Source organism: Shewanella sp., from assembly GCF_051658185.1.
Classification (GTDB): Bacteria; Pseudomonadota; Gammaproteobacteria; order Enterobacterales; family Shewanellaceae; genus Shewanella.
In genome coordinates this window covers 1-26,803 of record NZ_JBOFMC010000319.1, presented here as the reverse complement: position 1 = coordinate 26,803, position 26,803 = coordinate 1, and the positions used below count along the sequence as shown (strand labels likewise).

At 49.4% G+C, this 26,803-nt stretch carries 22 protein-coding genes; 6 read left to right on the top strand and 16 right to left on the bottom strand.

The genetic code is table 11. The features are described from left to right. On the bottom strand, positions 1 to 1,090 hold a 1,090-nt coding region (locus ACRCZA_RS12215; RefSeq protein ID WP_438674705.1), incomplete at its 3' end, for a multifunctional CCA addition/repair protein. Positions 1,091 to 1,266: 176 nt separating this feature from the next. Here ACRCZA_RS12215 and ACRCZA_RS12210 point away from each other — a divergent pair. Then, complete coding sequence (locus ACRCZA_RS12210; RefSeq protein WP_438674704.1) at positions 1,267 to 3,009, top strand: ExeA family protein; 1,743 nt, start codon at positions 1,267 to 1,269, stop codon at positions 3,007 to 3,009. Then, entirely contained in the window at positions 3,009 to 4,235 is a 1,227-nt protein-coding gene (locus tag ACRCZA_RS12205; RefSeq protein ID WP_438674703.1) for a general secretion pathway protein GspB, read from the top strand. Before ACRCZA_RS12210 ends, ACRCZA_RS12205 begins: the two co-directional genes overlap by 1 nt. A gap of 179 nt (positions 4,236 to 4,414) precedes the next feature. Here the strand turns inward: ACRCZA_RS12205 and hemL are convergent, their stop codons facing one another. Together hemL and ACRCZA_RS12195 are read right to left on the bottom strand one after the other, a co-directional pair. Next, positions 4,415 to 5,707, bottom strand: a complete 1,293-nt coding sequence (hemL, locus tag ACRCZA_RS12200) for a glutamate-1-semialdehyde 2,1-aminomutase (RefSeq protein WP_438674702.1) — start codon at positions 5,705 to 5,707, stop codon at positions 4,415 to 4,417. Between the two features lie 26 nt (positions 5,708 to 5,733). After that, the gene (locus tag ACRCZA_RS12195) at positions 5,734 to 6,753 is read right to left on the bottom strand and encodes an aspartate carbamoyltransferase (protein ID WP_438674701.1); all 1,020 of its coding nucleotides are present in this window, start codon (positions 6,751 to 6,753) and stop codon (positions 5,734 to 5,736) included. A gap of 564 nt (positions 6,754 to 7,317) precedes the next feature. Between ACRCZA_RS12195 and ACRCZA_RS12190 the strand changes: the two genes are divergently transcribed. After that, the gene (locus ACRCZA_RS12190; RefSeq protein ID WP_438674700.1) at positions 7,318 to 8,118 is read left to right on the top strand and encodes a DUF6776 family protein; all 801 of its coding nucleotides are present in this window, start codon (positions 7,318 to 7,320) and stop codon (positions 8,116 to 8,118) included. Beyond that, positions 8,111 to 8,461 carry an iron-sulfur cluster insertion protein ErpA gene (gene erpA / locus ACRCZA_RS12185; RefSeq protein ID WP_438674699.1) on the top strand — a complete coding sequence of 117 codons (351 nt, stop codon included), beginning with the start codon at positions 8,111 to 8,113 and terminating at the stop codon, positions 8,459 to 8,461. Before ACRCZA_RS12190 ends, erpA begins: the two co-directional genes overlap by 8 nt. Before the next feature lie 100 nt (positions 8,462 to 8,561). Here erpA and ACRCZA_RS12180 read toward each other — a convergent pair whose 3' ends face one another. From ACRCZA_RS12180 to ACRCZA_RS12160, 5 genes are all read right to left on the bottom strand, one after another. Continuing rightward, positions 8,562 to 9,011, bottom strand: a complete 450-nt coding sequence (locus ACRCZA_RS12180; RefSeq protein ID WP_438674698.1) for a hypothetical protein — start codon at positions 9,009 to 9,011, stop codon at positions 8,562 to 8,564. Between the two features lie 40 nt (positions 9,012 to 9,051). Further along, positions 9,052 to 9,432 (bottom strand): DUF2750 domain-containing protein, encoded by a 381-nt coding sequence (locus ACRCZA_RS12175; RefSeq protein ID WP_438674697.1) that lies wholly within the window; start codon positions 9,430 to 9,432, stop codon positions 9,052 to 9,054. Between the two features lie 157 nt (positions 9,433 to 9,589). Continuing rightward, the gene (gene aqpZ, locus ACRCZA_RS12170) at positions 9,590 to 10,285 is read right to left on the bottom strand and encodes an aquaporin Z (RefSeq protein WP_438674696.1); all 696 of its coding nucleotides are present in this window, start codon (positions 10,283 to 10,285) and stop codon (positions 9,590 to 9,592) included. Positions 10,286 to 10,910: 625 nt separating this feature from the next. After that, the gene (locus ACRCZA_RS12165) at positions 10,911 to 12,020 is read right to left on the bottom strand and encodes an anhydro-N-acetylmuramic acid kinase (RefSeq protein WP_438674695.1); all 1,110 of its coding nucleotides are present in this window, start codon (positions 12,018 to 12,020) and stop codon (positions 10,911 to 10,913) included. A gap of 15 nt (positions 12,021 to 12,035) precedes the next feature. After that, positions 12,036 to 13,469, bottom strand: coding sequence for a peptidoglycan DD-metalloendopeptidase family protein (locus ACRCZA_RS12160; RefSeq protein ID WP_438674694.1), 1,434 nt, complete (start codon positions 13,467 to 13,469; stop codon positions 12,036 to 12,038). 126 nt (positions 13,470 to 13,595) lie between these two features. On the opposite strand from ACRCZA_RS12160, the gene tyrS reads away from it, so the two are divergent. Continuing rightward, a complete protein-coding gene (gene tyrS / locus ACRCZA_RS12155) occupies positions 13,596 to 14,789 on the top strand; it encodes a tyrosine--tRNA ligase (protein ID WP_438674693.1) in 1,194 nt (397 codons plus the stop codon). Between the two features lie 360 nt (positions 14,790 to 15,149). Here the strand turns inward: tyrS and ACRCZA_RS12150 are convergent, their stop codons facing one another. The 8 genes from ACRCZA_RS12150 to gltB all read right to left on the bottom strand — a co-directional run bounded on the left by ACRCZA_RS12150 (position 15,150) and on the right by gltB (position 25,136). After that, a complete protein-coding gene (locus ACRCZA_RS12150; RefSeq protein WP_438674692.1) occupies positions 15,150 to 15,578 on the bottom strand; it encodes a hypothetical protein in 429 nt (142 codons plus the stop codon). Between the two features lie 114 nt (positions 15,579 to 15,692). After that, positions 15,693 to 16,184, bottom strand: a complete 492-nt coding sequence (locus ACRCZA_RS12145) for a nuclear transport factor 2 family protein (protein ID WP_438674691.1) — start codon at positions 16,182 to 16,184, stop codon at positions 15,693 to 15,695. Between the two features lies 1 nt (position 16,185). Then, on the bottom strand, positions 16,186 to 16,812 hold the full coding sequence (locus tag ACRCZA_RS12140; RefSeq protein WP_438674690.1) for a trimeric intracellular cation channel family protein: 627 nt from the start codon (positions 16,810 to 16,812) through the stop codon (positions 16,186 to 16,188). After that, the gene (locus tag ACRCZA_RS12135) at positions 16,809 to 17,186 is read right to left on the bottom strand and encodes a DUF2721 domain-containing protein (protein ID WP_438674689.1); all 378 of its coding nucleotides are present in this window, start codon (positions 17,184 to 17,186) and stop codon (positions 16,809 to 16,811) included. The genes ACRCZA_RS12140 and ACRCZA_RS12135 overlap by 4 nt, the downstream gene beginning before the upstream one ends. Before the next feature lie 183 nt (positions 17,187 to 17,369). Next, positions 17,370 to 18,359, bottom strand: coding sequence for a cobalamin biosynthesis protein CobD/CbiB (locus ACRCZA_RS12130; protein ID WP_438674688.1), 990 nt, complete (start codon positions 18,357 to 18,359; stop codon positions 17,370 to 17,372). A gap of 26 nt (positions 18,360 to 18,385) precedes the next feature. After that, positions 18,386 to 19,081 carry a 5'-methylthioadenosine/adenosylhomocysteine nucleosidase gene (locus ACRCZA_RS12125; RefSeq protein ID WP_438674687.1) on the bottom strand — a complete coding sequence of 232 codons (696 nt, stop codon included), beginning with the start codon at positions 19,079 to 19,081 and terminating at the stop codon, positions 18,386 to 18,388. Positions 19,082 to 19,274: 193 nt separating this feature from the next. Beyond that, positions 19,275 to 20,681 (bottom strand): FAD-dependent oxidoreductase, encoded by a 1,407-nt coding sequence (locus ACRCZA_RS12120; RefSeq protein ID WP_438674686.1) that lies wholly within the window; start codon positions 20,679 to 20,681, stop codon positions 19,275 to 19,277. A gap of 6 nt (positions 20,682 to 20,687) precedes the next feature. Then, on the bottom strand, positions 20,688 to 25,136 hold the full coding sequence (gene gltB, locus ACRCZA_RS12115) for a glutamate synthase large subunit (RefSeq protein WP_438674685.1): 4,449 nt from the start codon (positions 25,134 to 25,136) through the stop codon (positions 20,688 to 20,690). A gap of 604 nt (positions 25,137 to 25,740) precedes the next feature. On the opposite strand from gltB, the gene ACRCZA_RS12110 reads away from it, so the two are divergent. Further along, complete coding sequence (locus ACRCZA_RS12110; RefSeq protein WP_438674684.1) at positions 25,741 to 26,685, top strand: TIGR01212 family radical SAM protein; 945 nt, start codon at positions 25,741 to 25,743, stop codon at positions 26,683 to 26,685. Positions 26,686 to 26,803: the final 118 nt, after the last annotated feature.

Sequence of the window (26,803 nt, the reverse complement as noted above, 5' to 3'; positions counted from 1 at the left end):
TAAGATAGTCGGCTTGTGGGTAGAGAGCGTGCTCAAATCCGCTGCGGCCACGCATGTCGGCGATACAACTGCTAAGAAGTTGTTCGAGACGTTGCGGTTTGCGCCAAAAATCCGCTTTATCAAATAGTCGAATAATGGTTTCAGCTTTTAGATCAAATGCTTGGTGCACATTTTGATGCTGGTCACTTACCAGTAACGCGAGATCACGATATTCATTGGGGACTTTCAGACGGCGACAGAGGCTGTTAATGAGGGGTAAGCCTTTTTGACCATGACCATGATGTTTAGGTAAATGTTCTTTAGGACTCAAGGCTTTACCAAGATCGTGCAGTAGGGCGGCAAAGCGTACAGCCTTATCTTCAGTCAGGCACGCTGCTTGGGCCAATACCATCAGGGTATGAATGCCCGTATCAATTTCAGGGTGCCATTTTTCAGGTTGGGGGACGCCAAACAGTGCATCTATTTCAGGAAATAAGATTTTGAGGGCACCACATTGTCTGAGGACATCAAAAAAGACCTCTGGATTAGGGCCCGCCAAGGTTTTATCCACCTCTTGCCAGACACGCTCTGCCGTCAGCGCGGTTAATTCCTGCCCTTGGCTGAGTTGACACATCAGGTTAAAGGTCTCTTTGGCAATGCTAAAGCCTAGGGCGTGAAACCTTGCAGCAAAGCGCGCAACGCGCAGAACTCGCAGTGGATCTTCAATAAAAGCTTCTGAGACATGGCGTAGCTGGCGGGCTTTAATATCGTCAATGCCATGATATGGATCATACAAGATCCCATCTTCATCTTGGGCGATGGCATTAATCGTGAGATCCCGGCGCAGTAAATCCTGCTCTAGGGTGATATCAGGGCTGGCATAACAGCTAAAACCGCCATAGCCAAGGCCTGTTTTTCGTTCGGTACGCGCGAGGGCGTACTCTTGTTGGGTTGTCGGGTGGATAAATACCGGGAAGTCTTTACCGACTTGACGATATCCAAGTTGCAGCATTTGGGCCGGTGTGGCGCCAACAACCATGTAATCCTTGTCTTTTATGGGGAGTTTAAGTAGCGCATCACGAACGGCGCCGCCCACTAAATATATTTTCATTGGGATATTTCTTTACAGTCTTTCATGGCGCTAGCTTAGCACGATGCTCGCTTATCAGCTGCATTCCTCAAGAGAGATTTTATGGCGCTATCACAGCGTGAAAGGGCAAGCTTTGACAATCTCCCAAGTACGCTTTAACTTGTGGAGTTATTTCTAAATTTAGGATGATTGGTGGTATGTATAAGGCCTTTTATGGACTCAGTGATAACCCTTTTTCAATTGCACCCAATCCCCATTATTTGTTTTTGAGTGATAGGCACCGGGAAGCGTTGGCCCATTTAACCTATGGGTTAGGGGAAACCGGGGGGTTTGTGTTACTGACGGGGGAAGTCGGTACGGGAAAAACCACGGTATCGCGATGTTTACTTGGGCAATTGCCTGAGAACACGGATACCGCCTTTATCCTCAATCCGTCGCTGACACAGTTAGAATTGTTGGCCACCCTGTGTGATGAACTCGGTATTCGCTACGGTGAGAACCCTACGCTGAAAACACTGACAGACCGTTTGAGCCAATTTTTGCTGGCTAATCATGAAAAAGGCCGTAACACGGTGTTGATCATTGATGAAGCGCAGCATTTACGTCCTGAAGTGTTAGAGCAGCTGCGCTTGCTGACCAATCTTGAAACCGATACCAAAAAATTATTGCAGGTTATTCTCATTGGGCAGCCCGAACTACAAATGCTGCTAAAACGTCAAGAATTAAGACAATTAGCGCAGCGGATCACTGCTCGTTATCATCTGTTGCCACTGAGTGAAGCTGACATTTCCTTGTATATTCTGCACCGTTTGCAAGTGGCTGGTCGCTTTGAGCCTTTATTTACTCGTAAAGCCATTAAGGTCATCCACAAGTACAGCGGTGGTATCCCGCGCCTCATTAATTTACTCTGCGAACGGGCGTTAATGGCCGGGTATGCTCAGTCCCGTGTCCCGATTGATCAACATATGGTCAAGCAAGCGGCAGTTGAAGTGTTAGGCGAGGTCGAGCAAAAGCAGCATAAATACCTCTGGCCCAGTGCCATGGCATTATCACTGATGTTGGCCTTTGGGATTTCCTACGCCTTACTTAGCCAGCAAGGCTCTGTGGCGTCAGGGAATGTGCCAAACAATTTGCCGGCTTCAGCGGTCGATGCGCTGACGGCGCAGGCAAGTGCCGCTCAATCTGCAACGCCGTCGGCAGCAGAATCGTCATTACAATCTGCAACGCCGTCGTCATTACAATCCCTCGCGCCTGCTACTGCGAATGGCCCAACAGTGGCTGTGGATGCTAGCGCGACTCCGGTATCCATGGCCGTCGATGCGAGCCAACGGCTGCTGCTTGAGGCGATTAATCAAAGCCGCGACATTAGCACTGCCTTTGCTGGCTTATTTGGTGTGTGGGGCAAGGTGCCCTTTAAAGGGTTAACGGCTTGCCAGTCTGCTGTGGAACAAGGCTTAGCCTGTTATCAACAGCAGGGCAATTGGATGTCGCTCACTCGGTTAAATTATCCGGCGGTGGTGTATTTAGTCGATGCTCATCATCAGGACTTTTACGGGGCTGTGCTGGCGGTGGATAACGATCAGTTGCTCATGCAATTAGGTGAGCAACAGCTTTGGGTCGAACGCTCGTGGTTTAATCAACATTTTAGTGGGACTTTTGAGATTTTATGGCAAGCGCCTAAATTCCCTATGCAGGAGATCAGTCAAAAATCGAGTCCGAGTCAATGGCAATGGTTGGAAAATGCGCTAGCCAAGGTCAGCCATCGCAGCGCTAGACGGGTCTCGCAGTTTGATCTTAAGCTTGAAAATGATCTTAAAAACTTCCAACGGCAACATGGTTTAAAAGCCGATGGTATTGCCGGAAATCAAACCTTAGTGAGATTAAATTTGTACTTAAGTGAGCAGGGACCCCGCTTAACCGATAATGGAGTGCGTGGTTAATGTCGATTTTACTTGATGCGGTTACGCGTAATAAACAGCAGCAATTATCCCCGTTACCGGATGCGGTGTTAACTCCCCGCAGTCCAAATGCGTCACCCGTGCGTCCAGCACTGCCTTTGGGGAAGTTGTCTCTCGTGGGCCTCGCTATTGCGGTGGGGATAGGTTTGGCCTGGGGGCTGACCTTGCTGCGACAAGCTAATGACGTCTCAGCTCTGGGAGTTGTGCAAACCATGCCTTCGCGAGCCAATGCAGCACAGAACGCTACTGCGCCATCAATGGTTAATGCGACAGCGAACGTCGATGCTTCTCAGAAGCTGAGCCCGGCGGGGCAAGAGCCTCCAGAGGTTGATGCTTTAACAGCCCAAGGAAGCGATGCATTGGTTGTCACATCGAGTGTGTCTAGCAATGGCAGCGGTATTCGTCTTGCCGGGAAAGTGGCTTTGCCTAGAGCTCAAGAGTTGCCCAGTGCTGCGACCATGGTGATGCAACAGACCGCCACAATGCCACTGACCGGCTCAATACCACAACCCACTGCAGTAAGGCCTTCTGGGAATCAAGACCCTAGCTATGTCGATTACTTAACGACCTCTGCCGCAGTTGATGCGATAAGTTATGAGCAGCAGCCATCCGCTGCAGCAACTGACACCCAAGTCACTCCAGCGGTTTACGGGGATATTGCCCAAGCGGCTGTGACTCAAGATCCGATTAACCAAGATCGGATTAATCAAGATATGAGTTATCAAGAACCGCATGATTCAGCGCTGCGAGCAGGGGACAATGGTGCGGAGCGTCAAGGGGTTGATCCATTAGCGCTGTTGCGTCAACAGGTGAGTGCGGCAGCGGCAGATGTGGGGCTGGAAACCCATCAAAGCCGTGAAGAGGATCGCTTAGTCGCCACATTTCAATCGGCATTAAAGGGGGTTGAATATGGCAATGCCGCCAATACTGCGGTAACGGCAGCGCATTTAGATCCAACGCCAAAACCTGCTGCCGATGACATTCCTAAATATGGGCAATTGCCTGCGGGATTACAGTTACAAGTGCCTGAATTTAATATTGTGGCCCATGTTTATTCGACGAATGCTAGTCAACGTTGGTTAAATGTCGATGGGGCCGAATTGCAGGAGGGCGATATGATTGCCGGGAAATTAAAGATCATTGCGATTCGCCCGCGGGATGTTGTGCTAGCAATCCAAGACACGCAATTTAAAGTCCCGGCGATTTAACCGAATCATTCCAGCACTCCCCTATAAAAACCACTGATAAAGAGCGCATAAAAAAAGGCTACAGAGGATAAAAAACATCTGTAGCCTTTACTTTATTCGCGTGCTTTAGGTATCCCTTCAGGTCATTGGGGACAGCCTATATTGGCCAATGTGGTTATTGGCCAATGTGGTGCTAGCGGTTACTCTGCCGCTTTCATCTTCGCCAGTACTCGGTCGGCGGCAGCTAAGGTTAGGCTGAGTTCTTTTTCACCGTGAGCCATGGATAAGAAGCCGGCTTCATAGGCGCTAGGTGCTAAGTACACCCCTTCATCTAACATACCGTGGTAGAAAGTACGGAAGTGTTCAAGATTGCACTTGGTGACTTGATCAAAGCGGGTAATTTGCGTTTGCTCGGTAAAGAAGAAACCGAACATGCCACCCACATAGTTGATGGCCATTGGGATGCCGTGCTTATCCGCCGCCGCTTTAAAACCTTCGGCGATACGTTTGGTTTTAGCGCTCAGCTCCTCATATAAGCCTGCTTCACACAGCGCTTCCATTTGTGCAAGCCCTGCTGACATGGCGATAGGGTTACCGGATAAGGTGCCAGCTTGGTAAACCGGGCCGGTTGGCGCGATAAACTGCATGACTTCTTTACGGCCACCGAAAGCCCCCACTGGCATACCGCCGCCAATGACTTTACCGAGGGTGGTTAAATCCGGCGTGACGCCATAGTGGCCTTGGGCACCACTTTGAGAGACTCGAAAACCGGTCATGACTTCGTCAATGATCAGCAGCGCTCCAAACTCATCACAAATAGCGCGCAGGCCTTGCAGGAAGCCAGGGATAGGTGGAATACAGTTCATGTTGCCGGCAACAGGCTCGATGATAATGCACGCAATTTGGGTCGGGTATTGTTCGAACAGGGCTCTAACGGAATCTAAATCGTTATACACCGCTGTTAAGGTGTGCTTAGCAAAATCTTCAGGGATACCCGGCGAGCTGGGTTGACCTAAGGTTAAGGCGCCAGAACCGGCTTTGACTAACAGGCAGTCGGCGTGGCCGTGATAGCAGCCTTCAAATTTTAAAATCTTGTCACGATGAGTAAAACCGCGGGCTAAGCGGATCGCACTCATGGTTGCTTCGGTGCCTGAACTCACCATGCGCACTTGCTCGATAGAGGGCACCATCGCGATAACTTTTTCGGCCATTTGCACCTCAAGCTCCGTTGGTGCGCCAAAGGATAAGCCATTCTCTACCGCAGCCAAAACGGCCTGACGGATCTTAGGATGGTTATGGCCGAGGATCATGGGGCCCCAAGAGCCGACATAATCGATATAAGCTTTACCGTCAGCATCGTAAATATAAGCGCCGTCAGCTTTTTCGATAAATAGGGGCGAGCCGCCCACGCCATTAAAAGCGCGAACTGGAGAGTTCACACCGCCGGGAATGGTTTTTTTAGCCTGTTCAAATAGCACTTCGGAACGGGTCATGTTGAATCCTTAAAGTCTGTAGCCAATTAACGATCGGCTTTGCGTGAATACCAAGTAACCGGACACTCATATTTTTCGAGTTGTGCGTCAACTCCCAGTGTCAATGCAAACAAAGCCATGCGAATTAACAATCCATTATCAGCCTGTCTGAAAATGGCCAGATTAGGATGATTGTTGAGGTCATTATCTAATTCATTGGCCTGGGCGCGGGAGTCCCGTGGCAGCGGATGCATAATGACAGTGTTCGATTTGCAATGCTGAGTGTAAATACTGCGATTTAAGCGGAATTTGCCGCGATATTTATTCGCCTCGTCCTGTGAAGGAAAGCGCTCTTCTTGAATGCGGGTGAGATAAAGAATGTCGGCTTTATCTAAATGGCCTTCAAGTTGGTCTGTTATTCTGATGCTATGCCCAGCATTTTCAATGGCCGAGATCACATAGTCGGGCATGGCTAATTCAGCAGGGGATATGAGCGTAAAGCTGATGTTCTTATACATACACAGCAAACGTGACAGGGAATGCACAGTGCGGCCAAATTTTAAGTCGCCAACCATCGCAATGTGCATGCCATCAATACCACGGCCCGCACATTTAAGTTCTTTTTCAATCGTGAATAAATCCAGCAGGGCTTGGGTTGGATGCTCATTGGAGCCATCGCCGCCATTGATGACTGGCACGCGGCTGCCTTCTGCAAACTCCTTAACCGAGTAAGCATCGGGGTGGCGCATGGCGATGACATCGGAATAGGTCGATAACACCCGCGCAGTATCGTAGAGGGATTCGCCCTTCGATAACGAGGACGAGGCCATGCCGGTCGTTTCACGCACATGGCCACCGAGTAAGTTAAAGGCACAGCCAAAACTGACACGGGTACGGGTACTGGGTTCGAAGAATAGATTGCCTAAAATGGCGCCATCGAGCACTTTGGTGCGCTTTTCTCGCAGAGCATAGGGCATCATGCGGCTAGCGACATTAAAAATAGTGTGGATTGAGTCAAGATCTAACTGGTTTACGGAGAGGATATGGGATCCTTCGAACTGATTCATCAGCCTGATTTCCAATAGCTAGGGGGCAGATGAGCGCGCGTAGCGCCGCTTAATCTACCCTAATGTGTGTAGGGTGGCTGAGGCGCGATTCTAGCAGAAGCACTAGGGTAACGAAATAGTGGTATAGTCGCGGTGTTAGATTTTTGGGGTAAACCCGTCATATTTGTGACTCATGTTCAACAGTTTTGTTTAAGGATTCGCGAGCTGGAGAACGGTCGGCGGCGTCTATCAATCAAGGTTGACCGCACCAAGTGATCCGCCAAGTGAACATTGACGCCATTTTGCGCAAAGCCTGCAATTTACCAATGTTTGACAGATTGATTCATAAAACTATTTTTCTATAACGCGACACAAGTGCTCGCCACATAGCGCCGTTCCCCGTAAAATTCAGCCTCAGTGTTGTTGAGCAACATATACCGTCCAAAGGTATGGCTAATGAATGAAGCTAAATCCCCCAGCAGGAATACGCATTGGTCACCAGGGCTGGGACTCGACCTTTTTTCAGTGGATGGTATTTTTGTCTGGTCGTTGGAATTGAATTTTTTATAAGGGGCTTGGGACGTCATGCCAAATGTTCGTGGTGGATTAAATTGGCTGCAACGCATGGACCTGCAATACCGTCCATCGTCAGTCTCTTTAGTGTTGTTCGTACTGGTTGCGTTTTTGCTCGGTGCTTGGGCGAGTTACAGCTGGTTTAACCTTGGTGCCGGGTTGGCGCAACACGAGAGTGACTCAGAAGAGCTAACCAGTGAGCTGGAGAGCCAAACACAGCAGCTTGCCGCACGCAATTTAGAATTAGCCGTTGCTCAGGAGGCGAATGCGCAGATGCAGCAGATGTTTGGTGAGCAGCTTAAAAAACAACAGGAATTACAGCGGGAATTAGCCTTCTATCGCAGTCTGATGACGCCAGATGACAATGCCGAAGGTGTGGCTATTCATGGGCTGGAAATGACCCAAGGCTCCCTCGCCAGAGAATATCATCTCAAACTGATTTTGACTCAGCTACAAAAGCGCAAGCAAGCTATTCAGGGCCTCGTGGAATTGACCTTAATTGGCCAGCAGGCGGGCAAACCACGTGAATTAAGCGTCAATAAACTTATGGGAACCAAACTGGCATTTGATTTTCGGTATTTTCAGGTCATAGACACCCCTGTTACAGTGCCTGAAGATTTTAATTTGCAGCAGGTCAAAGTTAAAGTGGTGGTGCCTGCGAGCCGTTGGACGAAAAATTCACAGACAGAACATGTTTATAGTTTGCCTGAGCTGATGCAGGGTGAAAAAGAACCACCGGTAATACTTGAACAAAATAGTCAGGTAACAGATAATTTGCCCCAGAAAACTGATGTAAGAGGTAGTAATGACTGATCAAGCTGACGCAGCAATGCCAATTCAATTTACCGATGCGGCAGCCGCTAAGGTAAAAGGGCTATTGGAAGAAGAGCAAAATCCGGCACTTAAGTTACGTGTGTATGTTACTGGTGGTGGTTGCTCAGGATTTCAGTACGGTTTTACCTTTGATGAAAAGGTGAATGAAGGCGACTTTACCGTTGAAAAACAAGGCGTCCAATTGGTCGTCGATCCGATGAGCCTGCAATATTTGGTGGGGGGTGAAGTTGATTACACTTCGGGCCTAGAAGGTTCACGGTTTTTTGTTAAAAACCCCAACGCCACGACCACCTGTGGATGTGGCGCCAGTTTCTCGATTTAATCCGTTACCCAGATTTTGGGGGATTTACCATCAAAAAGCCGTCATTAAGACGGCTTTTTTGTCGGCATCCGCGTTAGGGCGTTTAGCCATAACTGTTGGGTTAGCTCATGATGTTGAAATTGAGCTTAGGTTTGCACCACGCGTTAACTTTTTGATCAAATGCGACCCAGACCTGCAGTAATGCAATGATAATTAAGAAAATAAAAATCACATAATCAGGCAGTTTTCCTTGCCATTCCCCTAAATGTACCGTCGTCGGGCCCGCCACTAAATTATCAGGATCGTAAAGGATAATCGGTAGCATGCTAATCAGGGCTAATTGCACTAATGTGTAACCGCGCAGCATGATAAGTCCAGCTTTCTGGCGACCTAAAATCCCGAGGACCATTACGAGCGTTAACAAGCAAAATAGCACTCCTTGCTTGGCCATCAAGCCGCTGATAGCAGCGATAACATAGAGTAATAGCAAGGCAATTAAACGCTTTGGTAAACGAGGGCGCGGCACGGGCGTTACGGTGGGCGTGGGCAAAGTGGATTCTTGCTCGCTCATTGATATTCTCGCTTCGTGAGTCGTTTCGTTATTCGCAGTGTTAGTGACTTTGCTTGGTGATAAGGCGTTGATCTAACTCGTAAGGGGGAATAACCACGCCTAGGTCATCTTGCACAGGGAAGACTGCTACAAAGAGGTCGTCATCTTCCATACCCGGCACCCAGCGTTCATGCCATTCAGTGTATGGAATGGCGAGGGGCTGGCAATCGCTCCACTCATCGACCGCCCATGATTCGGCGGCTTCTTCTGTTGGCCACATGGGAATGCAATCTTCTTCTTCGGTGGTTAACATGACACAACCGTCTTGGTCTTGTAATGTCCACAGGGTTTGGTGCGCTTTAACCTGTTCAACGAGGTAATCATAACGGCCTTCAGGCGTCATGGCGGCGGTTTCAGCGAGGGTTTTAACAGTCTTGCTCATGGAAAATATCTCTTTGATTTGGATGGGGCGAAGTCTGTTGTATCTTTCTTTCAGCAAACAGCAAAATTCACCGGTTGGCTAAATGGTAACACTAGCGTGGGATGATAAAAAGAACAACAGCGCCAATAGGCGCTGTTGTGTTGTTGGAATGCCGGGATTATTTCGCAGCATGGAAATAGCGATAGATAATTCCCGCTAAAATCGCACCCACAATCGGTGCTAACCAGAATACCCATAATTGCGATAACGCCCAATCCCCGACAAACAGCGCAGGACCTGTGCTGCGAGCAGGATTGACTGAGGTATTGGATACTGGAATGCTGATAAGGTGAATTAGGGTTAAGCCTAAACCAATGGCAATCGGAGCAAAACCTTTTGGTGCACGCTCATCGGTGGCCCCTAAAATGATGATCAAGAAAAACAGAGTCATCACGATTTCGCTGATCAGCACTGCTTGCAGGCTATAACCACCGGGTGAGTGTTCCGCAAACCCGTTAGAGGCAAAACCTGCCGCCAGTGAGAAACCTTCTTGACCTGAAGCGATTAAATACAAAATCCCTGCGCCTGCGATCGCGCCTGCGACCTGAGCAATGATATACGGTAGCAAGTGTGCAGCCGGAAAACGTCCACCGGCCCAAAGGCCGAATGATACCGCGGGGTTAAGGTGACAACCTGAAATATGGCCAATGGCAAAAGCCATGGTTAATACCGTTAAGCCGAAGGCAAAGGACACCCCAAGCAGGCCAATTCCTAACTCTGGAAATGCCGCCGCAAGCACGGCGCTGCCACAGCCACCAAGGACGAGCCATAAGGTGCCGATAAATTCCGCGACCATTTTTTGTGACATATTCATCAATAAATCCCCTACTATTACGAGACAACCACAGTGACTGAGGCTGTCTTATTACAATATTTGATTTGCCGTTTGCGCTGAGCTGTTGACCCTTAAATGCAGCTAATGACGACCATCTAGGCTGAACTACAAACGGCGGCTACTTTTAACATATCCTCCCAACATAGCATCCCAACCTTGAATAGATGTTGAATAAGAACGAAAAAGTGATTGTGTGAGCCTCCTTTGTCCTGCAACCAACCTGCGCGTGGTGTTAGCGCCGATCATTGTCAACGACAATGCTGAGGTGAAATTAAGCATAGCCGGATTTTTGAGGTTTACCTGATTCACTTCATGAAGATGTTGGTGAGCGTGCTGATACCTAAGCAGTAAGTTTTCAGCTAATCAAGGAGCGGGGAAAGGGGGAAATCCTAATGACGGCGATACTCTACACTCTTTGTTGACGCAGGATTTTTACTTAAACATTTGAAATATCTGGTATTTATGTTAGGCGCTGCACAATCAAGGGCGAATAAAGCACAAATTCAGGTCACATTTATGCTTATCTCGGACATTTTATGGCGGCGTTTTTGGTTTATTAAATTCTATATTTTTTATGCATACCAGTTGCGTTGTTCACTGCGCCTTAGCGGGCGCTAAAACGTCCGCCCAGTACCGCTTCGCGGGAGGCGCCGGTGACCGCGGGTAGATTGGCGGGCAAACCTAAATGATGGCGCATCGCCAGCCAAGCAAAGGCGATGCCTTCGACCCATTTGGGATCGACGCCAAGCGCTAAGGTGGTGGCCAGTTGATAGCCCGGTAGGAGACGCTCAAGGCGCTGCATGAGCTCGCGATTAAAGGCGCCGCCACCGCAGACGAATAACTCTCCAGTGTCACCCAGTCGCAGAATATCTTGGGCGATGCTATGGCAGGTTAAATCTAATAGCGTCGATTGGATATCGGCTTCATCGAGGTGATTAAAGGGGGTTAATTGTTGCTCTAACCACGCTTGATTGAACAGTTCGCGGCCCGTGCTTTTGGGGTAAGCCATCGAAAAATAGGGATGGGAAAGTAGCTGAGTGAGCAGCTCAGGATGAGTTTGACCAGAGGCCGCCCATGCGCCATCCCGATCAAAGCTTTCGCCTTTAACCTGTTGGATCCACGCGTCAATTAAAGTGTTACCTGGGCCTGTATCAAAGCCGACCACGTGTTCACGTTTGCCCGGCAGATAGGTGATGTTGGCTATGCCGCCGATATTCAAAATAATGCGCTTTTTCCCTTGTTCAGCAAAGACCTGCTGGTGGAAAGCTGGAACAAGCGGAGCGCCTTGTCCCCCAAGGGCGATATCTTTGCGTCTAAAATCGGCAATGACATCGATGCCAGTTTCGGTGGCGATGGTATTGGGATCACCAATTTGCAAAGTGAAACCCACTTCAAGATTGGGCATGTGCCGCACGGTTTGGCCATGGCTTCCAATGGCGTTCACCTCCTCTTTAGTGACCGAGGCGTTTGCGAGTAGCTTGTTGACCGCCAAGGCAAATAGCTGGCCGACATGGCGGTCTAATCTACCTAGGCGATTGATTTCATCCGCGCCGGGTAAACACAAGCGCTGCAATCCCTTAAGTAAATGTGGCGGGATCGCCTCGGTATGGCTGGCGATGAGGGCAGGCTGCGCCCCGGCAAAGTCGACTAATACGGCGTCAACACCATCCATGCTGGTGCCTGACATGAGTCCAATGTAATAAGCATGTGTCATGAAGGATATCCGTCGTTATTGCATGGCCAGCTGCGTTTGTTTGTTTTGGGCAATGGTCGCCATGAGTTGCTGACTCAAGGCGTCAAATTGCGGTTTTTCTTTGCGAGCAATGGCTTCAGACTTGGGAAAGGTCACGGTCCGAGGGTTGCGGTGTACGCCATTGACGATAAATTCATAGTGCAGATGGGCGCCCGTCACTCGTCCGGTTTTACCTAATGTGCCGATGATTTGGCCTTGTTTAACTGTGGCACCTTTGCTGACGTTGCGCTTAGTGAGGTGTAAATATTTAGTCGTGTAGGTGTTGTTATGTTGGATCACCACATAGTTACCATTAAATTGGTTATAACCTGATTCAATGACCCGGCCGCTACCCGCCGCTTTTATCGGCGTGCCGATAGCGGCAACGTAATCCACCCCGCGGTGAGCTTTGACTTGGCCGGTGACTGGGTGTAAACGTTTGGGATTAAAGTTTGAGCTAACGTATTTAAAATCAACCGGTGAGCGTAAAAAAGCTTTACGCATGCTGGTGCCATTTTCTGAGTAATAGTTGCCATCCGTGTAGCGGATGGCGGTATAGCGTTCATCTTGGTTAACAAATTCCGCCGCGAGGATATTGCCGTTACGCAAAAACTCACCGTTGGCATATTCTTGTTCGTAAATAATGGCAAAACTGTCGCCTTCACGCAGATCTAAGGCAAAGTCAATGTCCCAGCCAAAGATGGTCGACAGTTGCATGATTTGGTTGGCCGTCATCCCGGCATCGACGGCGGCATTCCAAAAGTTAGTTTTAATGTTGGCGTGCGTGAAATGGCTGCGGATCTCTACGTCTTTTTCAGAGATCGTCTCAAGGTATTGATCGTGGTTTTTCGTGATCACTAACGTCGACACCGCATCGACGCGATAGCGTACTTCAGTTAACGCGCCGTTCGCATCCTTTGAAATGACTATTTCTTCACCGGGCATAATTTTAAGTAAATTTTGTTTGGCTAGCGGCAATTGAGTGATGTCATATACTTCTTTACTGCTTAAGCCTGCACGGGTAAACACGGCCGCTAACGTATCGCCATTTTTCACATTAAAATGCTCAACATCGCGATGATTAGCGCTTTCTAAGGATTCGGCACCCGTGCTGAGCGCCTCGGCAGAAGATAACGGGGTTGCACTTGCTGGCGCGGGTGATGACGCTTGCTCTGCGGCAAAATGCTCCTCAGTGAGGTTTTGCTCGGCTTGTTCGCCTAAATCGCCAGGACGCACCGGGGCGCGAAAGGCTAATGGGACATCGTAACTTGAGGGGCTTTGGGCCGGGTCATTAAGCCCTCTAGTTTGCCTAGATGCTTGGGCTTCTTCAGAAGGTAATAGCATGGTTATCATGGTGATAACCGAAAGAATGCTGAGGAGAACTTGGTGCTTTTTAGGCAACAATTTAAATAACGTAATAACCTTTCCCATTGACGGCGATACCGATAACCAGAGGCGTGAATAATCCCGTTAGTGTACACACTTTCAATTGTGCTGGCTAACAAGTAACATAAGTCTCCTCTTTTTATGATGATGGCCTTAGGAGTCCCTGCCCAGATGGCTGATGTAGACCAAGTATTAGCAGAAATTAGACGTGGTACCGACGAGATTTTACTCGAGGCGGATCTGCTTGAAAAACTCAAAGAAGGACGTCCATTACGGATTAAATTAGGTGCAGATCCGACTGCGCCGGATATTCATCTTGGGCACACAGTAATCTTAAATAAATTAAGATTATTCCAAGAGTTAGGTCATGAAGTCATTTTCTTGATTGGTGACTTTACGGGGATGGTCGGTGATCCTAGCGGTAAAAATAGCACCCGTCCGCCGCTCACTCGTGAGCAAGTGCTCGCCAATGCTGAAACCTATAAAGAGCAGGTTTATAAGATCCTCGATCCCGCGAAAACCCGTATCGAATTTAACTCTAGCTGGTTAGAGCCGCTTGGTGCTGCGGGCATGATCCGTTTGGCATCCCAGCAGACTGTGGCGCGGATGATGGAACGCGATGACTTTAAGAAGCGTTATGCCTCAGGCCAATCGATTGCTATCCATGAATTTATGTACCCGCTGCTCCAAGGTTATGATTCGGTAGCCCTAGAAGCGGATGTGGAATTAGGTGGCACGGATCAAAAGTTTAACCTTCTGATGGGGCGCGAGCTGCAAAAAGCTCAGGGTCAAAAGCCGCAGGCGGTGATCATGATGCCATTGCTTGAAGGTCTTGATGGCGTGAAGAAAATGTCGAAATCAGCCCACAACTATATTGGGGTGAGCGAGCCTGCCAATGAGATGTTTGGCAAGCTGATGTCGATTTCGGATGAACTGATGTGGCGCTATTTTGAGCTGCTGTCCTTCCGTCCGTTGGCCGAAATAGCGCAGTTTAAGCAAGATGTTGCTAACGGGGCGAACCCGCGTGATATCAAGATTGCCCTTGCCAAGGAAATCATCACCCGCTTCCATGACGCGGCGGCGGCAGATAATGCCCATCAAGCCTTCGTTGATCGTTCTAAGGGCTTAATTCCTGATGATATCGAACAGGTCGAGTTAGTGGCCGGTGACGGTTTGGCGATTGCCAATTTGCTCAAAGACGCCAATTTAGTGGCGTCAACTTCAGAAGCGATGCGTTTGATTAAGCAGGGCGCGGTGAAGATGAACGGTGAGAAGCTGGATGATAGTCGTATGGTGCTCAGTGCGGGTACGGCTGCGGTATTCCAAGTAGGTAAGCGCAAGTTTGCCAATGTGACGTTGGTGTAACCGCATCAGCGTTAGCCATGTCAGTAATGATGTGAATGATAGTGAGGGCGCCCAGTGGGCGCCCTTGTTGTTTCGGGCGCGATGCCCTGCAGCGTGTGCCTTGAGCCGCGCGTGGTGTGCTATTTTAAGGCGGTCCCTGCCAGCTCGTGTTTGTTGCTTATTACTTGTTGCTTATCGCCTGCAGTTGATGCCCTTTGGGGCCGTGAGTGCGGGCTCCAATGGTGAGTATCTGTGTGGGGCGAACTCATAGAAGCGATCTCTATGAGACTATCCCATAGTGACTATTTCATCGTGACTATCTCATCGTGACTATTTCATCGTGACTATCTCACTCATCCTCACTGCCGCACGATTGGTTTCTTAAGGCGCAGTACTATGCTGCGCCTCAGCCATGCTGCATCTGTCCGTTCCAAAATGTTGGCTATCATGGCATTTCCAGGCTAATTGGGCGGAATTGACTTGCCAGTGCTGGGTATTTTTTTTGAGGGATAAAATCAACAACATTTGCGGGTGCTGCGCCGAGAGTTCACTGACTTGGTAAGTGACAACACTGCCTTTGTAGGCTTGGCTGCGTAGCAGAGTGAACTTATTTCCGGCATAGTGGCTGCTGATCTGGCTGGGATCATTTGCCCAACTTTGCCGTTGTGCTTGCGCTTTTAGCAGTTGTTGATTGAAATCGCTCACGGGCTGCACAGCGTAAGAGATAATAATGGGTTGTAACGTCTGGGCTGCTGCGGGCTGTAGCAACATACTTAGGGAAAGCAGTGCAACTACGCTAATACACTTCATACAAACCTCATTGAGACTAAGCGATGCCCGTTTTGGCATATTCCATCGTGTTACTTAATGCAAGATTTGACCGAGGATGGGGGGCCAAGTTTCAATTGGCAGTGAATTTTGTGACTACTGCAACGCTAATTGGTCGGCCATGGTTTGGTAATCAATCAGATCAATATGCTCAGTAACCCTCAGGTTGACCATATCAAGTTTCAGGCTTGTCACCCCAGGGATGGCGACATCGATGATTTTGCCGGGTTTGCCAAATTGCTCACCGGGCCCCTTAAAGTGATAGTTACCAATCATCACGACTAAGGCGCCAGCATTATACATATGCTCGATATTGAAGCGGTATTCCAATACCCCTTCATGGGCGCGCTCAAAAAAATCGATAATAAAACGCCCGCCAGTGTATTTGCGATTGGCGGTTTTATCAAAAAACACACTGTCTCGGCGGTAAAAATGTTTGAGGGTCTGATAGTCTTGCTCGGTGAGCGCCGCCATGTATTTCACGGCTAACTGCTGCTCCTGTGGCATGGGGTTTAAGTCAAGCTGCGCCGCGACTGTGGTCATGGCGGGGGTGAACAGCAGACAGAAAATCAGGGCGATAATTGGCAAGCTAATTCCTCTTGGTTTTCAAATCAAAAGCAGGTAAGGACAGATGCCATTTTATGGCACTTAAGCGGATGATTAAGGCGCTGCTCATGGCCAGAAAGAGGGCGGTGGTTTCCCCCATCCCAAAGGCCAAACTCACGGTATAACCGATCCCCCCGATGATCGACGCGGTGGCATAGATTTCAGTGCGTAAGACCATAGGGATTTGCCGGCACAGCAGATCGCGAATAATGCCGCCGCCAACGCCGGTGATCAACCCCATGACGACGGCAATCATGCCACTTAAGCCAAGGCTTAGGGCTTTTTCGGCGCCAATCACGGTAAAGAGCGCTAAGCCGAGGGCATCGGCCACCGGAAGAAGATATTGCGGCGCCTTGTGGGGTCTGCGCACCAATAGCAAGCAGGCTAATACCGTCGCGAGGATCACGATAATGTAATTCGGATCTTGGATCCAAAAGACTGGGGTGGCACCTATTAGTGCGTCACGAATGCTGCCACCGCCAATGGCAGTGACCGAAGCAAGCACTATCACCCCAAACGGGTCCATGCGATGGCGACCCGCGGCGAGGGCACCTGATAAGGCAAACACTGCGGTACCGCATAAATCAAAAATGTAGATCCAGTGGTTCATGGACTCATCTCTTTAATATGGATATTGAGCGCATCGACCGAAATGCGAATTTCCAATACCGAAAGTAACAAGGAGTAAAGCAATAACGACAGACTGGCAAGGAAGATCACTGACCCTATCTTGTTGAAGCCTATGTAGATAAAAATCATACATAACACACACAGGGCAAAGCTGCACACGCCGGCTTCTTGCATCCGTCGAATGATACCTATGCGTTGGCTAAGGTTAGTGATTTGATTTTGATGAACAGGTTTTTGGCCATTACTCAAACTGCGGATTAATGCCGCTAAGGCAAAAAAACGATTGGTATAAGCCAAGAGTAATAATGAGATTGCCGGGAACAATAACGCCGGGGTTGTTAACGAAATGTGCATGCTTTCGAGCAAAGTAGTCAGCCTTCTACGCGAGATTGAATTGAAATAAATAATAGACCTAAGTGGGCACTTGCTGCGAGAACGCAACCATAGACACAGCTGGTCGCGACTCTCTCGAACCTAAGCGTATCTCGAGCTCAAGGGCATCTAAAGCTTAAGTGTATCTTGAGCTTATGTGCTCGCTTAGAGGTTTTGTAAATAACGTAAACCCGCCCAAAGTATGGGCAGTAGGATGATAAAACTAAACCAGATCATATTGGCGCAGGAGGTCAGCTTAATCGCTTGGGCAATGGTCGCATTTGAGGGGACGGGGCCATAGCGGAGTTTTGCCACCTCAATGCGCTGCCCCGCAAGCTTTTGCGGCCCGCCCAGTTCAATGTGTAACATGCTGGCGACCAGATTAATGCTCTGCCCATAGCCGCGTAATGCAGGATGAAACTGGGGAACACTAAAGAGTTTAGCCACCGCCATTGGACCGCCTTGAATGGCGAGGGAGAGATTCCATAACCAGGCAGGGATTGCTAGCAATGCGGTAGATAAGGTATTTACCGTCAGACAAAAATGACGATATTGGGGTTGTATTGGCGGCCAGCTTAACTCTAATTGTTTGATCATTCGTACCGCCAGCACCATAGGCGCCCCAGCAATTGCAAAAAAGAAAATCGTCGCAGCGCTGCCGTAAATCGGTGCCGTTGTGAGGTTTTCAATGGTGGTTTTGCTGATGCCAATTTCCGACAAATCTTGGGTATCGCGATTGACCCAAGGCTGTAATAGCGCCTTGGCACTGGCGTTATCTTGGCGGCTTAACGCAGTGGCAATTTCTTCGGCGATATGGCTAAAACTGGCATCGCTGAGGCAAAGGTACAGTACGACAAACTCAAAAAACCAAGGAAAGGCGGCAAGCTCGAGTAAAAAAGTGATGATGGCCCAGAAGGGAAACACCAGCAGCAACATAGCCAAAAAGCCAGCGATGGTTTGCTGACGCGCCGGACGTTCGGGGTGATTGACTTTTGCCGCGAGCTGTTTTGCTAAATAGCTCAATCCCATCAGTGGGTGGATTTCTCGCGGTAAAGGGGCTAAGCGTGCCAGTAATAAGGCTAAAAAAAGTACCAAAAATCCTTCAAACAACGCGCCATCGGTCTCGATAAGTTGCTCACAAAAGCTGTTGATCATTTGGTACTTCCGCTACTGACTCTGGATTACTTTAATTGCTCAAGCAACAACATAACCATCAACGCTGAGTGGTATCCGGCTTTAACGATATAGGCATCAAAATCGACAGGTGAGTCATTATTGGCGTTGTCCGACAGCGAACGGATCACCACAAAGGGCACGCCAAACTGATGACAAACTTGGGCAATGGCGGCGCCTTCCATTTCGCAGGCGGCCATCGTTGGGAAGTTGGCTAGCATGGTTTGGGTGCGCGCAGGATCGCAAATAAAACTGTCGCCAGTGCAAATGAGGCCTTCAATGGCTTTGACCTCGCCTAATTGGGCGATAGCTTTGTTGGCGGCAGCAACCAAATCGGGCGCGGGAATAAAGGCGGCGGGTTGCTGGGCCATTTGGCCAATTTCATAACCAAACGCGGTCACGTCCACATCGTGGTGGCGCACTTCTGATGAAATTACAATATCACCAATGGCAAGGCTATCGACAAAGCCGCCGGCAGAGCCAGTATTGATCACCGCATCGGGCGCATATTTTTCGATAAGCAGGGTGGTGGCGATACTGGCGGCGACCTTACCGATCCCAGAGCGAGTCACTACCACTTCTTTGCCCGCCAGTGTGCCTGCAATAAATTCAATACCGGCGATGGTTTGCGAGCTTGGGTTTGTCATGGCAGCGATAAGATGCGCAACTTCTGGCTCCATTGCGCCAATAATACCAATTTTCATAGGTGACCTTTTTGAGTTAACACGAATAGGTGAACGACAGAACGGCGCTTAATATACCACAGAGTTTGTGCGATCGGGGATGGCGATGGCGGACGATTGCTTGAAAAGGGAGCGGCTAAAAAAGTGCCCGCGTTAATCGGCGGGCACTTGCAAGCGTTTTGAGGATAAGCGCGAGTGGCTTCGTCTAGGTTGTCTAGTCCAGGTAATTAAGGATACCTTGCGCCGCATCGCGGCCTTCGGCAATGGCGGTTACCACGAGATCAGAGCCGCGCACCATATCTCCACCGGCAAATACTTTAGGGTGGCTGGTTTGGAATGGATTGGCGGACTGCTTACTGGCTTTGACGCGGCCCCATTGATCCAATTCAATCCCATAATCACTAAACCACGCCGCTGGGCTGGGTTGGAAACCAAAAGCAATGATGACCGCATCGGCCGCAAGCAGTTGCTCGCTGCCCGCAATCGCTTCGGGGCGCTGGCGGCCACTGGCATCGGCTTGACCGAGCTGGGTTTCAACGCATTCTACGCCGATAACCTGACCATCTTGCGTTTTAATGGCGACCGGTTGGCGATTAAAGAGGAAGTTCACCCCTTCTTCTCGGGCGTTTTGTACTTCACGGCGTGAGCCTGGCATATTGGCTTCGTCGCGGCGGTAAGCACACACTACGCTGCTTGCGCCTTGGCGGATAGCGGTACGTACGCAATCCATCGCGGTATCACCGCCCCCTAACACCACCACGCGCTGACCTTTGAGGTTTAGGTAGGGCGTGGCGGGATCGCTTGTGCCCATCAACTCATGAGTGTTGCCAATCAGGTAAGGCAGAGCCTGATAGACGCCCTTGGCATTTTCACCTTCAATGCCCGCTTGCATGGCACTGTAGGTGCCCATGCCAAGGAATACGGCATCGTATTGCTCAAGCAGTTGGGTAAAGGGTAAATCCTTGCCAACGGTGACACCGAGTTTAAATTCAATGCCCATGCCTTCTAATACGCTGCGCCGGGTGGCCATCACGGCTTTGTCGAGTTTAAACGACGGGATCCCATAGGTGAGTAGCCCGCCAATTTGCGGATATTTATCAAATACCACCGCTTTGACGCCATTGCGGGCGAGGATATCGGCGCAGCCTAAGCCAGCGGGACCGGCGCCAACAATCGCCACCCGTTCTTTACGCGGCGTGACTTTACTCATATCCGGGCGCCAACCCTGAGCGATAGCCGTATCGGTAATGTATTTTTCAACATTACCGATGGTTACCGCGCCAAAGTCATCGTTTAAGGTACAGGCGCCTTCGCAGAGTCTGTCCTGCGGGCATACGCGGCCGCAAATTTCTGGCAGGGTATTGGTTTCATGAACTAAATCCGCCGCCTCCATAATCCGTCCCTGCTGAGCCAGCTTAAGCCAGTTGGGAATATAGTTGTGTAGCGGACATTTCCACTCACAATAAGGATTGCCGCAATCTAAACAGCGATCGGCTTGCTCCGTGACCTGTGCTTGAGCAAAAGGCTGATAAATCTCAATAAACTGAGTTGCACGCTTTGCTGCAGGGTGTTTTACCGGATCTTTGCGACCCACTTCAATAAATTGAAAATCGTTACTCATGTGCCATTACCCCGCTTTTACGATGAGTTCTGGGCTTGATTGCTCTAATTTGAGCAGATCGGCCACCGCAATATTTTTAGGTTTGACTAACACAAAGCAATCTAACCAGTTAGCAAAATCACTGAGGATCATCTTGGCGTGTTCACTGCCGGTTTCGGCCACATGCTCTTCAATTAAGCCTTTTAAATGTTGCTGCGCAATCGGGGATTCCAGCTTTTGGGTATCGACCAGCTCAGTATTGACGCGGCGATTAAAACGGCCAAATTGGTCAAACACATAGGCAAAGCCGCCGGTCATCCCTGCACCGAAATTCACCCCGGTTTTACCCAGCACCACCACGATTCCGCTGGTCATATATTCACAGCCGTTATCGCCAAGGCCTTCGACCACCGCAATGGCGCCTGAGTTACGCACTGCAAAACGCTCACCGGCTTGGCCTGCTGCAAAAAATTTACCGCCCGTTGCGCCGTATAAACAGGTGTTACCCACAATGGCGCTGCGCTCACTTTGGAAGGGGCTACCTAGCGGCGGATAAATCACAATTTTACCGCCGGACATGCCCTTGCCAACGTAGTCGTTGGCATCGCCGCAGAGTTTTAGCTCAAGTCCTGGGCTGTTCCACACGCCAAAGCTTTGGCCCGCACTCCCATTAAAGCTGAGTTTAATGGGGGCGTTAGTGCCTTTTACGCCTAAGGTGCTGGCGATGTAACCTGATAGGGTTGCACCAACAGAGCGGTCGGTATTATTGATGCTATAGGCCGCCTCAAAACTGTCAGCATTATCGATTGCCTGTTGGCACTCGTGTAATAGATGTTGATTGAGTAAGCCTAAATCCGCGGGCGGATTGGTTTCTTGCCAGGTGCGTGACGAGGTCACAGGCACCTGGGGTTGATACAAAATGGGCGTTAAATCAAGGCCATGTTGTTTGGCGGTTTGCCCTTCAAGGGTATGCAACCATTCACTGCGGCCGACTAAGTCCTCAAATTTGCTGACACCAAGGGTCGCCATCCACTCGCGTACTTCCTCTGCGACAAATTCAAAGTAAGTCATCACTCGCTCAGGCAGGCCGTGGTAGTGATGCTCGCGCAGGTTTTTATCTTGGGTGGCGACACCCGTCGCGCAGTTATTTAAGTGACAAATCCGCAAATACTTACACCCTAGCGCGATCATCGGCACTGTACCAAAACCAAAGCTTTCGGCGCCGAGTAATGCCGCTTTGATCACATCGGTGCCGGTTTTTAAGCCGCCATCGACCTGCAGACGGATCTTATGACGTAGGCCATTTTCGACTAAGGATTGATGCACTTCGGCAAGGCCGAGTTCCCAAGGGCTGCCAGCATATTTCACCGAGGTGATAGGGCTCGCGCCGGTGCCGCCATCGTAGCCAGAGATGGTGATCATATCCGCATAGGCTTTCGCCACGCCGGTGGCGATAGTTCCGACTCCCGGCTCTGACACTAATTTTACGGAGATCAGTGCCTTATTATTGATTTGCTTCAGATCGAAAATTAGCTGGGCCAAGTCTTCGATAGAGTAAATATCGTGATGCGGCGGGGGAGAAATGAGGGTGACTCCCGGGCGTGCATGGCGAAGACCGGCAATTTCAACACTCACCTTATGGCCGGGCAGTTGGCCACCTTCGCCGGGTTTTGCCCCCTGTGCGACCTTAATCTGCAAGACATCGGCGTTAACTAAATAGTGCGCCGTTACCCCAAAACGTCCTGAGGCAATTTGTTTAATCGCAGAATTGCGCTCGCTGTTAAAGCGGCGAGCATCTTCACCACCTTCACCTGAATTGGAGCGGCCACCGAGACGGTTCATTGCAATGGCTAAGGCTTCATGGGCCTCGGGGCTTAACGCTCCAATACTCATGGCGGCGCTATCAAAGCGGGGATACAGCTGCGATGCCGGTTCTACTGTGGCCAGTTCGATGCTTGCCTGTGAGCCTTTAATGCCGATCAAATCCCGCAGGGTGGCAATCGGGCGATTATCCACTAACTGCGCGAATTTTTTATAGGTCGCGAAGTTTTTGTCAATTAACGATGCTTGTAAGGTATTGACCACATCGGGGTTAAAGCAGTGGTATTCACCGCCTTCTACGTATTTGAGTAATCCGCCTTGTGGTAGCGGTATATGGGCACGGTAGGCCGCTTGATGCAATAGCGCTTGATCCTGGGCAATCTCTGCAAACCCTGCGCCTTCAATCCGGCTAATCACGCCTTTAAAGCATAATTCAATCACTTCGCTGGCAATGCCAATGGCTTCAAACTGCTGGCTACAACGGTAGGAACCAACGGTGCTGATCCCCATTTTAGACATGATCTTACGCAGGCCTTTTTCAATGCCGTAGCGGAAGTTAAGCATGAGGGCAGTAATGTCGGTTAAGCCATGGCGTTTAGCCAGATCTGCAATTGATTCATACACTAAATAGGGATAAATCGCCGTAGCACCAAAACCGAGTAATACCGCAAAGTGGTGGGGATCGCGCGCCGATGCCGTTTCGACAATGATGTTGGTATCACAACGTAGGCTTTTGTTGACCAGCATTTGCTGCACTGCGCCTACCGCCATGGCCGCGGGGATCACCTGCACCGATTTATCAATCGCACGGTCTGACAAAATCAGCAGCGTCGTGCCGCTGCGAGCTAACCGCTCAGCTTCGGCGGTGATACGGCGGATGGCTTCTTCAAGCCCTTCTTTTGGATCGTAATTTAAGTCAACGATATTGGCGCGGTAGTAGGTACTATCTAAACCAAGTAGTTGATTAAAATCGCTAAAGAGTAAGATGGGCGAATTAAACATCACCCGATAAGCATGCCCCGTGGTTTCATTAAACAGATTTTGCTCGCGGCCAATACAGGTCGCTAACGACATCACGTGTTTTTCACGGAGTGGATCGATTGGCGGGTTAGTGACCTGAGCAAATTTTTGTCGGAAATAGTCATACAGTGAACGATTTTTTTTCGACAGCACCGCCATTGGGGTGTCGTCGCCCATCGAGCCTGTGGCTTCTTCACCTTGCTTTGCCAGTACCCAAATGACCTGTTCTAATTCTTCACGGGTATAGCCAAATTGTTTTTGATATTGCAGCAATTGCGCTGGGCTCAGATCGCTGGCGCCGTGTTGCTCACTGGTCAGTTGCTCGGCCGGGATCAGGGTGCGACTGTTTTTGGCCATCCATTCTTTGTAAGGATGGCGACGCTTTAGATCGTTATCAATTTCAAAGGATTGGTACAGGCGGCCATTTAACGTATCGAGTACTAATAGCTCACCGGGGCCGACTCGGCCTTTTTCAATCACTTCATCGGCGGCGTAATCCCAGATCCCCACTTCTGAAGCCAAGGTTAATATGCGGTCTTTGGTGATCACATAGCGTGATGGCCGCAGACCGTTACGGTCTACGGCGCAGGCGGCATGGCGACCGTTGGTCATGACGATACCTGCCGGACCATCCCATGGCTCCATATGCATAGAGTTAAAGTCGTAAAAAGCCTTTAATTCGTCGTCCATTTCAGGGTTACTTTGCCATGCGGGCGGAATGAGTAAACGCATGGCACGGTAAAGATCCATCCCGCCGGATAACAGCATTTCGAGCATATTGTCTAAAGAAGATGAGTCCGAGCCGGTTTCGTTCACAAATGGCGCGGCTTGCTGTAAGTCGGGCAGGAGAGGGGAATTAAATTTATAAGCGCGGGCGCGGGCCCATTGGCGATTCCCGGTAATCGTGTTGATCTCGCCGTTATGGGCAAGATACCTAAAGGGTTGGGCTAAAGGCCATTTAGGAGAGGTATTGGTCGAAAAACGCTGGTGGAACAAGCAAATTGAGCTTTTTAAACGGATGTCAGCCAAATCGGGATAAAAGGCGGGTAAATCCACGGGCATCATTAAGCCTTTATAGACGATGACTTGCCCTGAAAGACTTGCGACATAGAAGTCTTTATCATCGGTAATTTGCTGCTCTAAACGGCGACGCGCCATATATAAGCGCCGCTCGAGATCTTTTTCCCGCCAGCCGATAGGCGCGTTAATCAATACTTGATAAATCTGGGGCAGGCTGGCTTTACCGATTTGCCCGAGCACCTCAGGATTGATGGGGACTTTACGCCAGCCGGCAATGCTTAAGGTTTCTCGTTCGAGCTCGCGTTCCAGCATGAACTTGGCGCGATCAGCGAGTTCTTCATCTTGGCTTAAAAACAACATGCCGACGGCAAATTTGCGACTTAAATGCCAGTCGTTTTCAGCGGCTACGGCCTCAAAGAATTGAACGGGCAGCTGCATTAATAAGCCGCAACCGTCACCCGTACGCCCGTCCGAGGCAATACCGCCTCGATGTTTCATGCGATCTAGGCCGTGGATAGCGGTGCGCACGATACGATGACTGGCTTCACCATCCATCTGTGCGATTAATCCAAAACCACAATTGTCCCGTTCAAAACTGGGATGATATAAGCTCATACAAAAACCTCCCTAGACCTCAACTAATTATCACTCGGGGAGAAAATGTAACGACTTTCTATAGATATGCACCCGAACCACCCAAATTAGCCTGAGATTAACTAAAGGTCAAACCAAATTTTTGCATAAAATGTGGGTATTAATTCATGTTTAATACACAAACCATAATTATCTTACCTTAACGTAAACTGGTGATTGGGTTGTATAACATTATGAATAAAAACAATTTAAAAAATATAATAGGTTTTTATTTACCAAATTATAACAAGTGGGTGGATTGCCTTCGATTTAGAAATAGTGATTTTTTTTGCAAGTACAGTGTTGCTATAAAAATACATTGGATATGCATTGTTATTCATTTGCGGTGTGATTTGGGTCGCAAAAAGGCGCAGAGGTGCGGTTTATCCCTCAAGTTGCGTGACTGTGCCAGATTAAGCCTTAAGAATTTGATGCGTCATTGAGTAAATTTTGCCTGTAACGCTTACAATTCCCCCTTTTCCTTGTTGGTATGCCTGTGGGCGATAGCGCTTTGGGGTGAGCAACTGGCTGGCTTGAAAGGCTTGAGGCTGTGAATGACACGATATAAGATGCGGTGGGCTGATTAATGGGACTTGATGCGTACGTCAATACTTTTGGCGCAGTGTGTAAGGCTAAGTATGGCGAAAGATTACGTAAATTAACGATAGATGCGAAGTTCACCTGCCCGAACCGAGATGGCACCCTAGGGCGTGGTGGTTGCACTTTTTGCAATGTGGCTTCTTTTAGTCATCAAACGACAGAGAGCCTTAGCATTACCGAGCAACTTACCCAAGGGAAAATGCGCTATCGGGCGGCCAAGCCTAACCAGAAAGCGGATAAATTTATCGCTTATTTTCAGGCGTATACTAGCACCTATGATGAATATCAAGTGCTAATGGCTAAGTATGATGAAGCGGTGATGGATGGCGAAATTGTTGGGCTATGTGTCGGCACTCGCCCCGATTGTGTGCCAGATAATGTATTGGATTTGTTGGTTGCCTATCAACAGAAAGGGATTGATGTTTGGCTGGAGTTAGGTTTGCAAACGGCCAATGATCAAACGCTACATAGGATCAATCGCGGCCATGATTTTGCTTGCTACTGTGATACGGTCACACGGGCAAGAAGCCGCGGCCTTAAAGTCTGCACCCATCTTATTCTTGGATTGCCCGGTGAGACCCACGCTGATTATATGGCGACCTTGAACGCTGTGCTTGCGCAGGGCGTCGATGGTCTGAAATTGCACCCTTTACATGTCGTTGAGGGCAGCTCAATGGCGAAAGCGTGGCGCAGTGGTCGCTTGCCCTTGTTGACCATAGAAGACTATGCCGCCAGTGTCGGCGAGCTTATTCGGCATACGCCAAAAGAGGTGATTTTTCATCGGGTGACGGCTTATGCGAAAAAGCCGATGTTATTAGCGCCAGACTGGTGCGGATATCGCTGGAATGGCTTAGTGGCGATTGTGGATAATTTAGCGCGATTGGGTGGGCAAGGAGAGGCGTTGGCGGCGCCGTTACCTTGTGCTTTGTAAGTTGTCATCGGCAGGGTGACGGGTGAACTATAGCCAATATTGACATTATTCAACCACAAATGCTGCTATGAGTTGCACAGAGGATTTTAGCGGGTATCATGTCATAAATTCGTTTTAA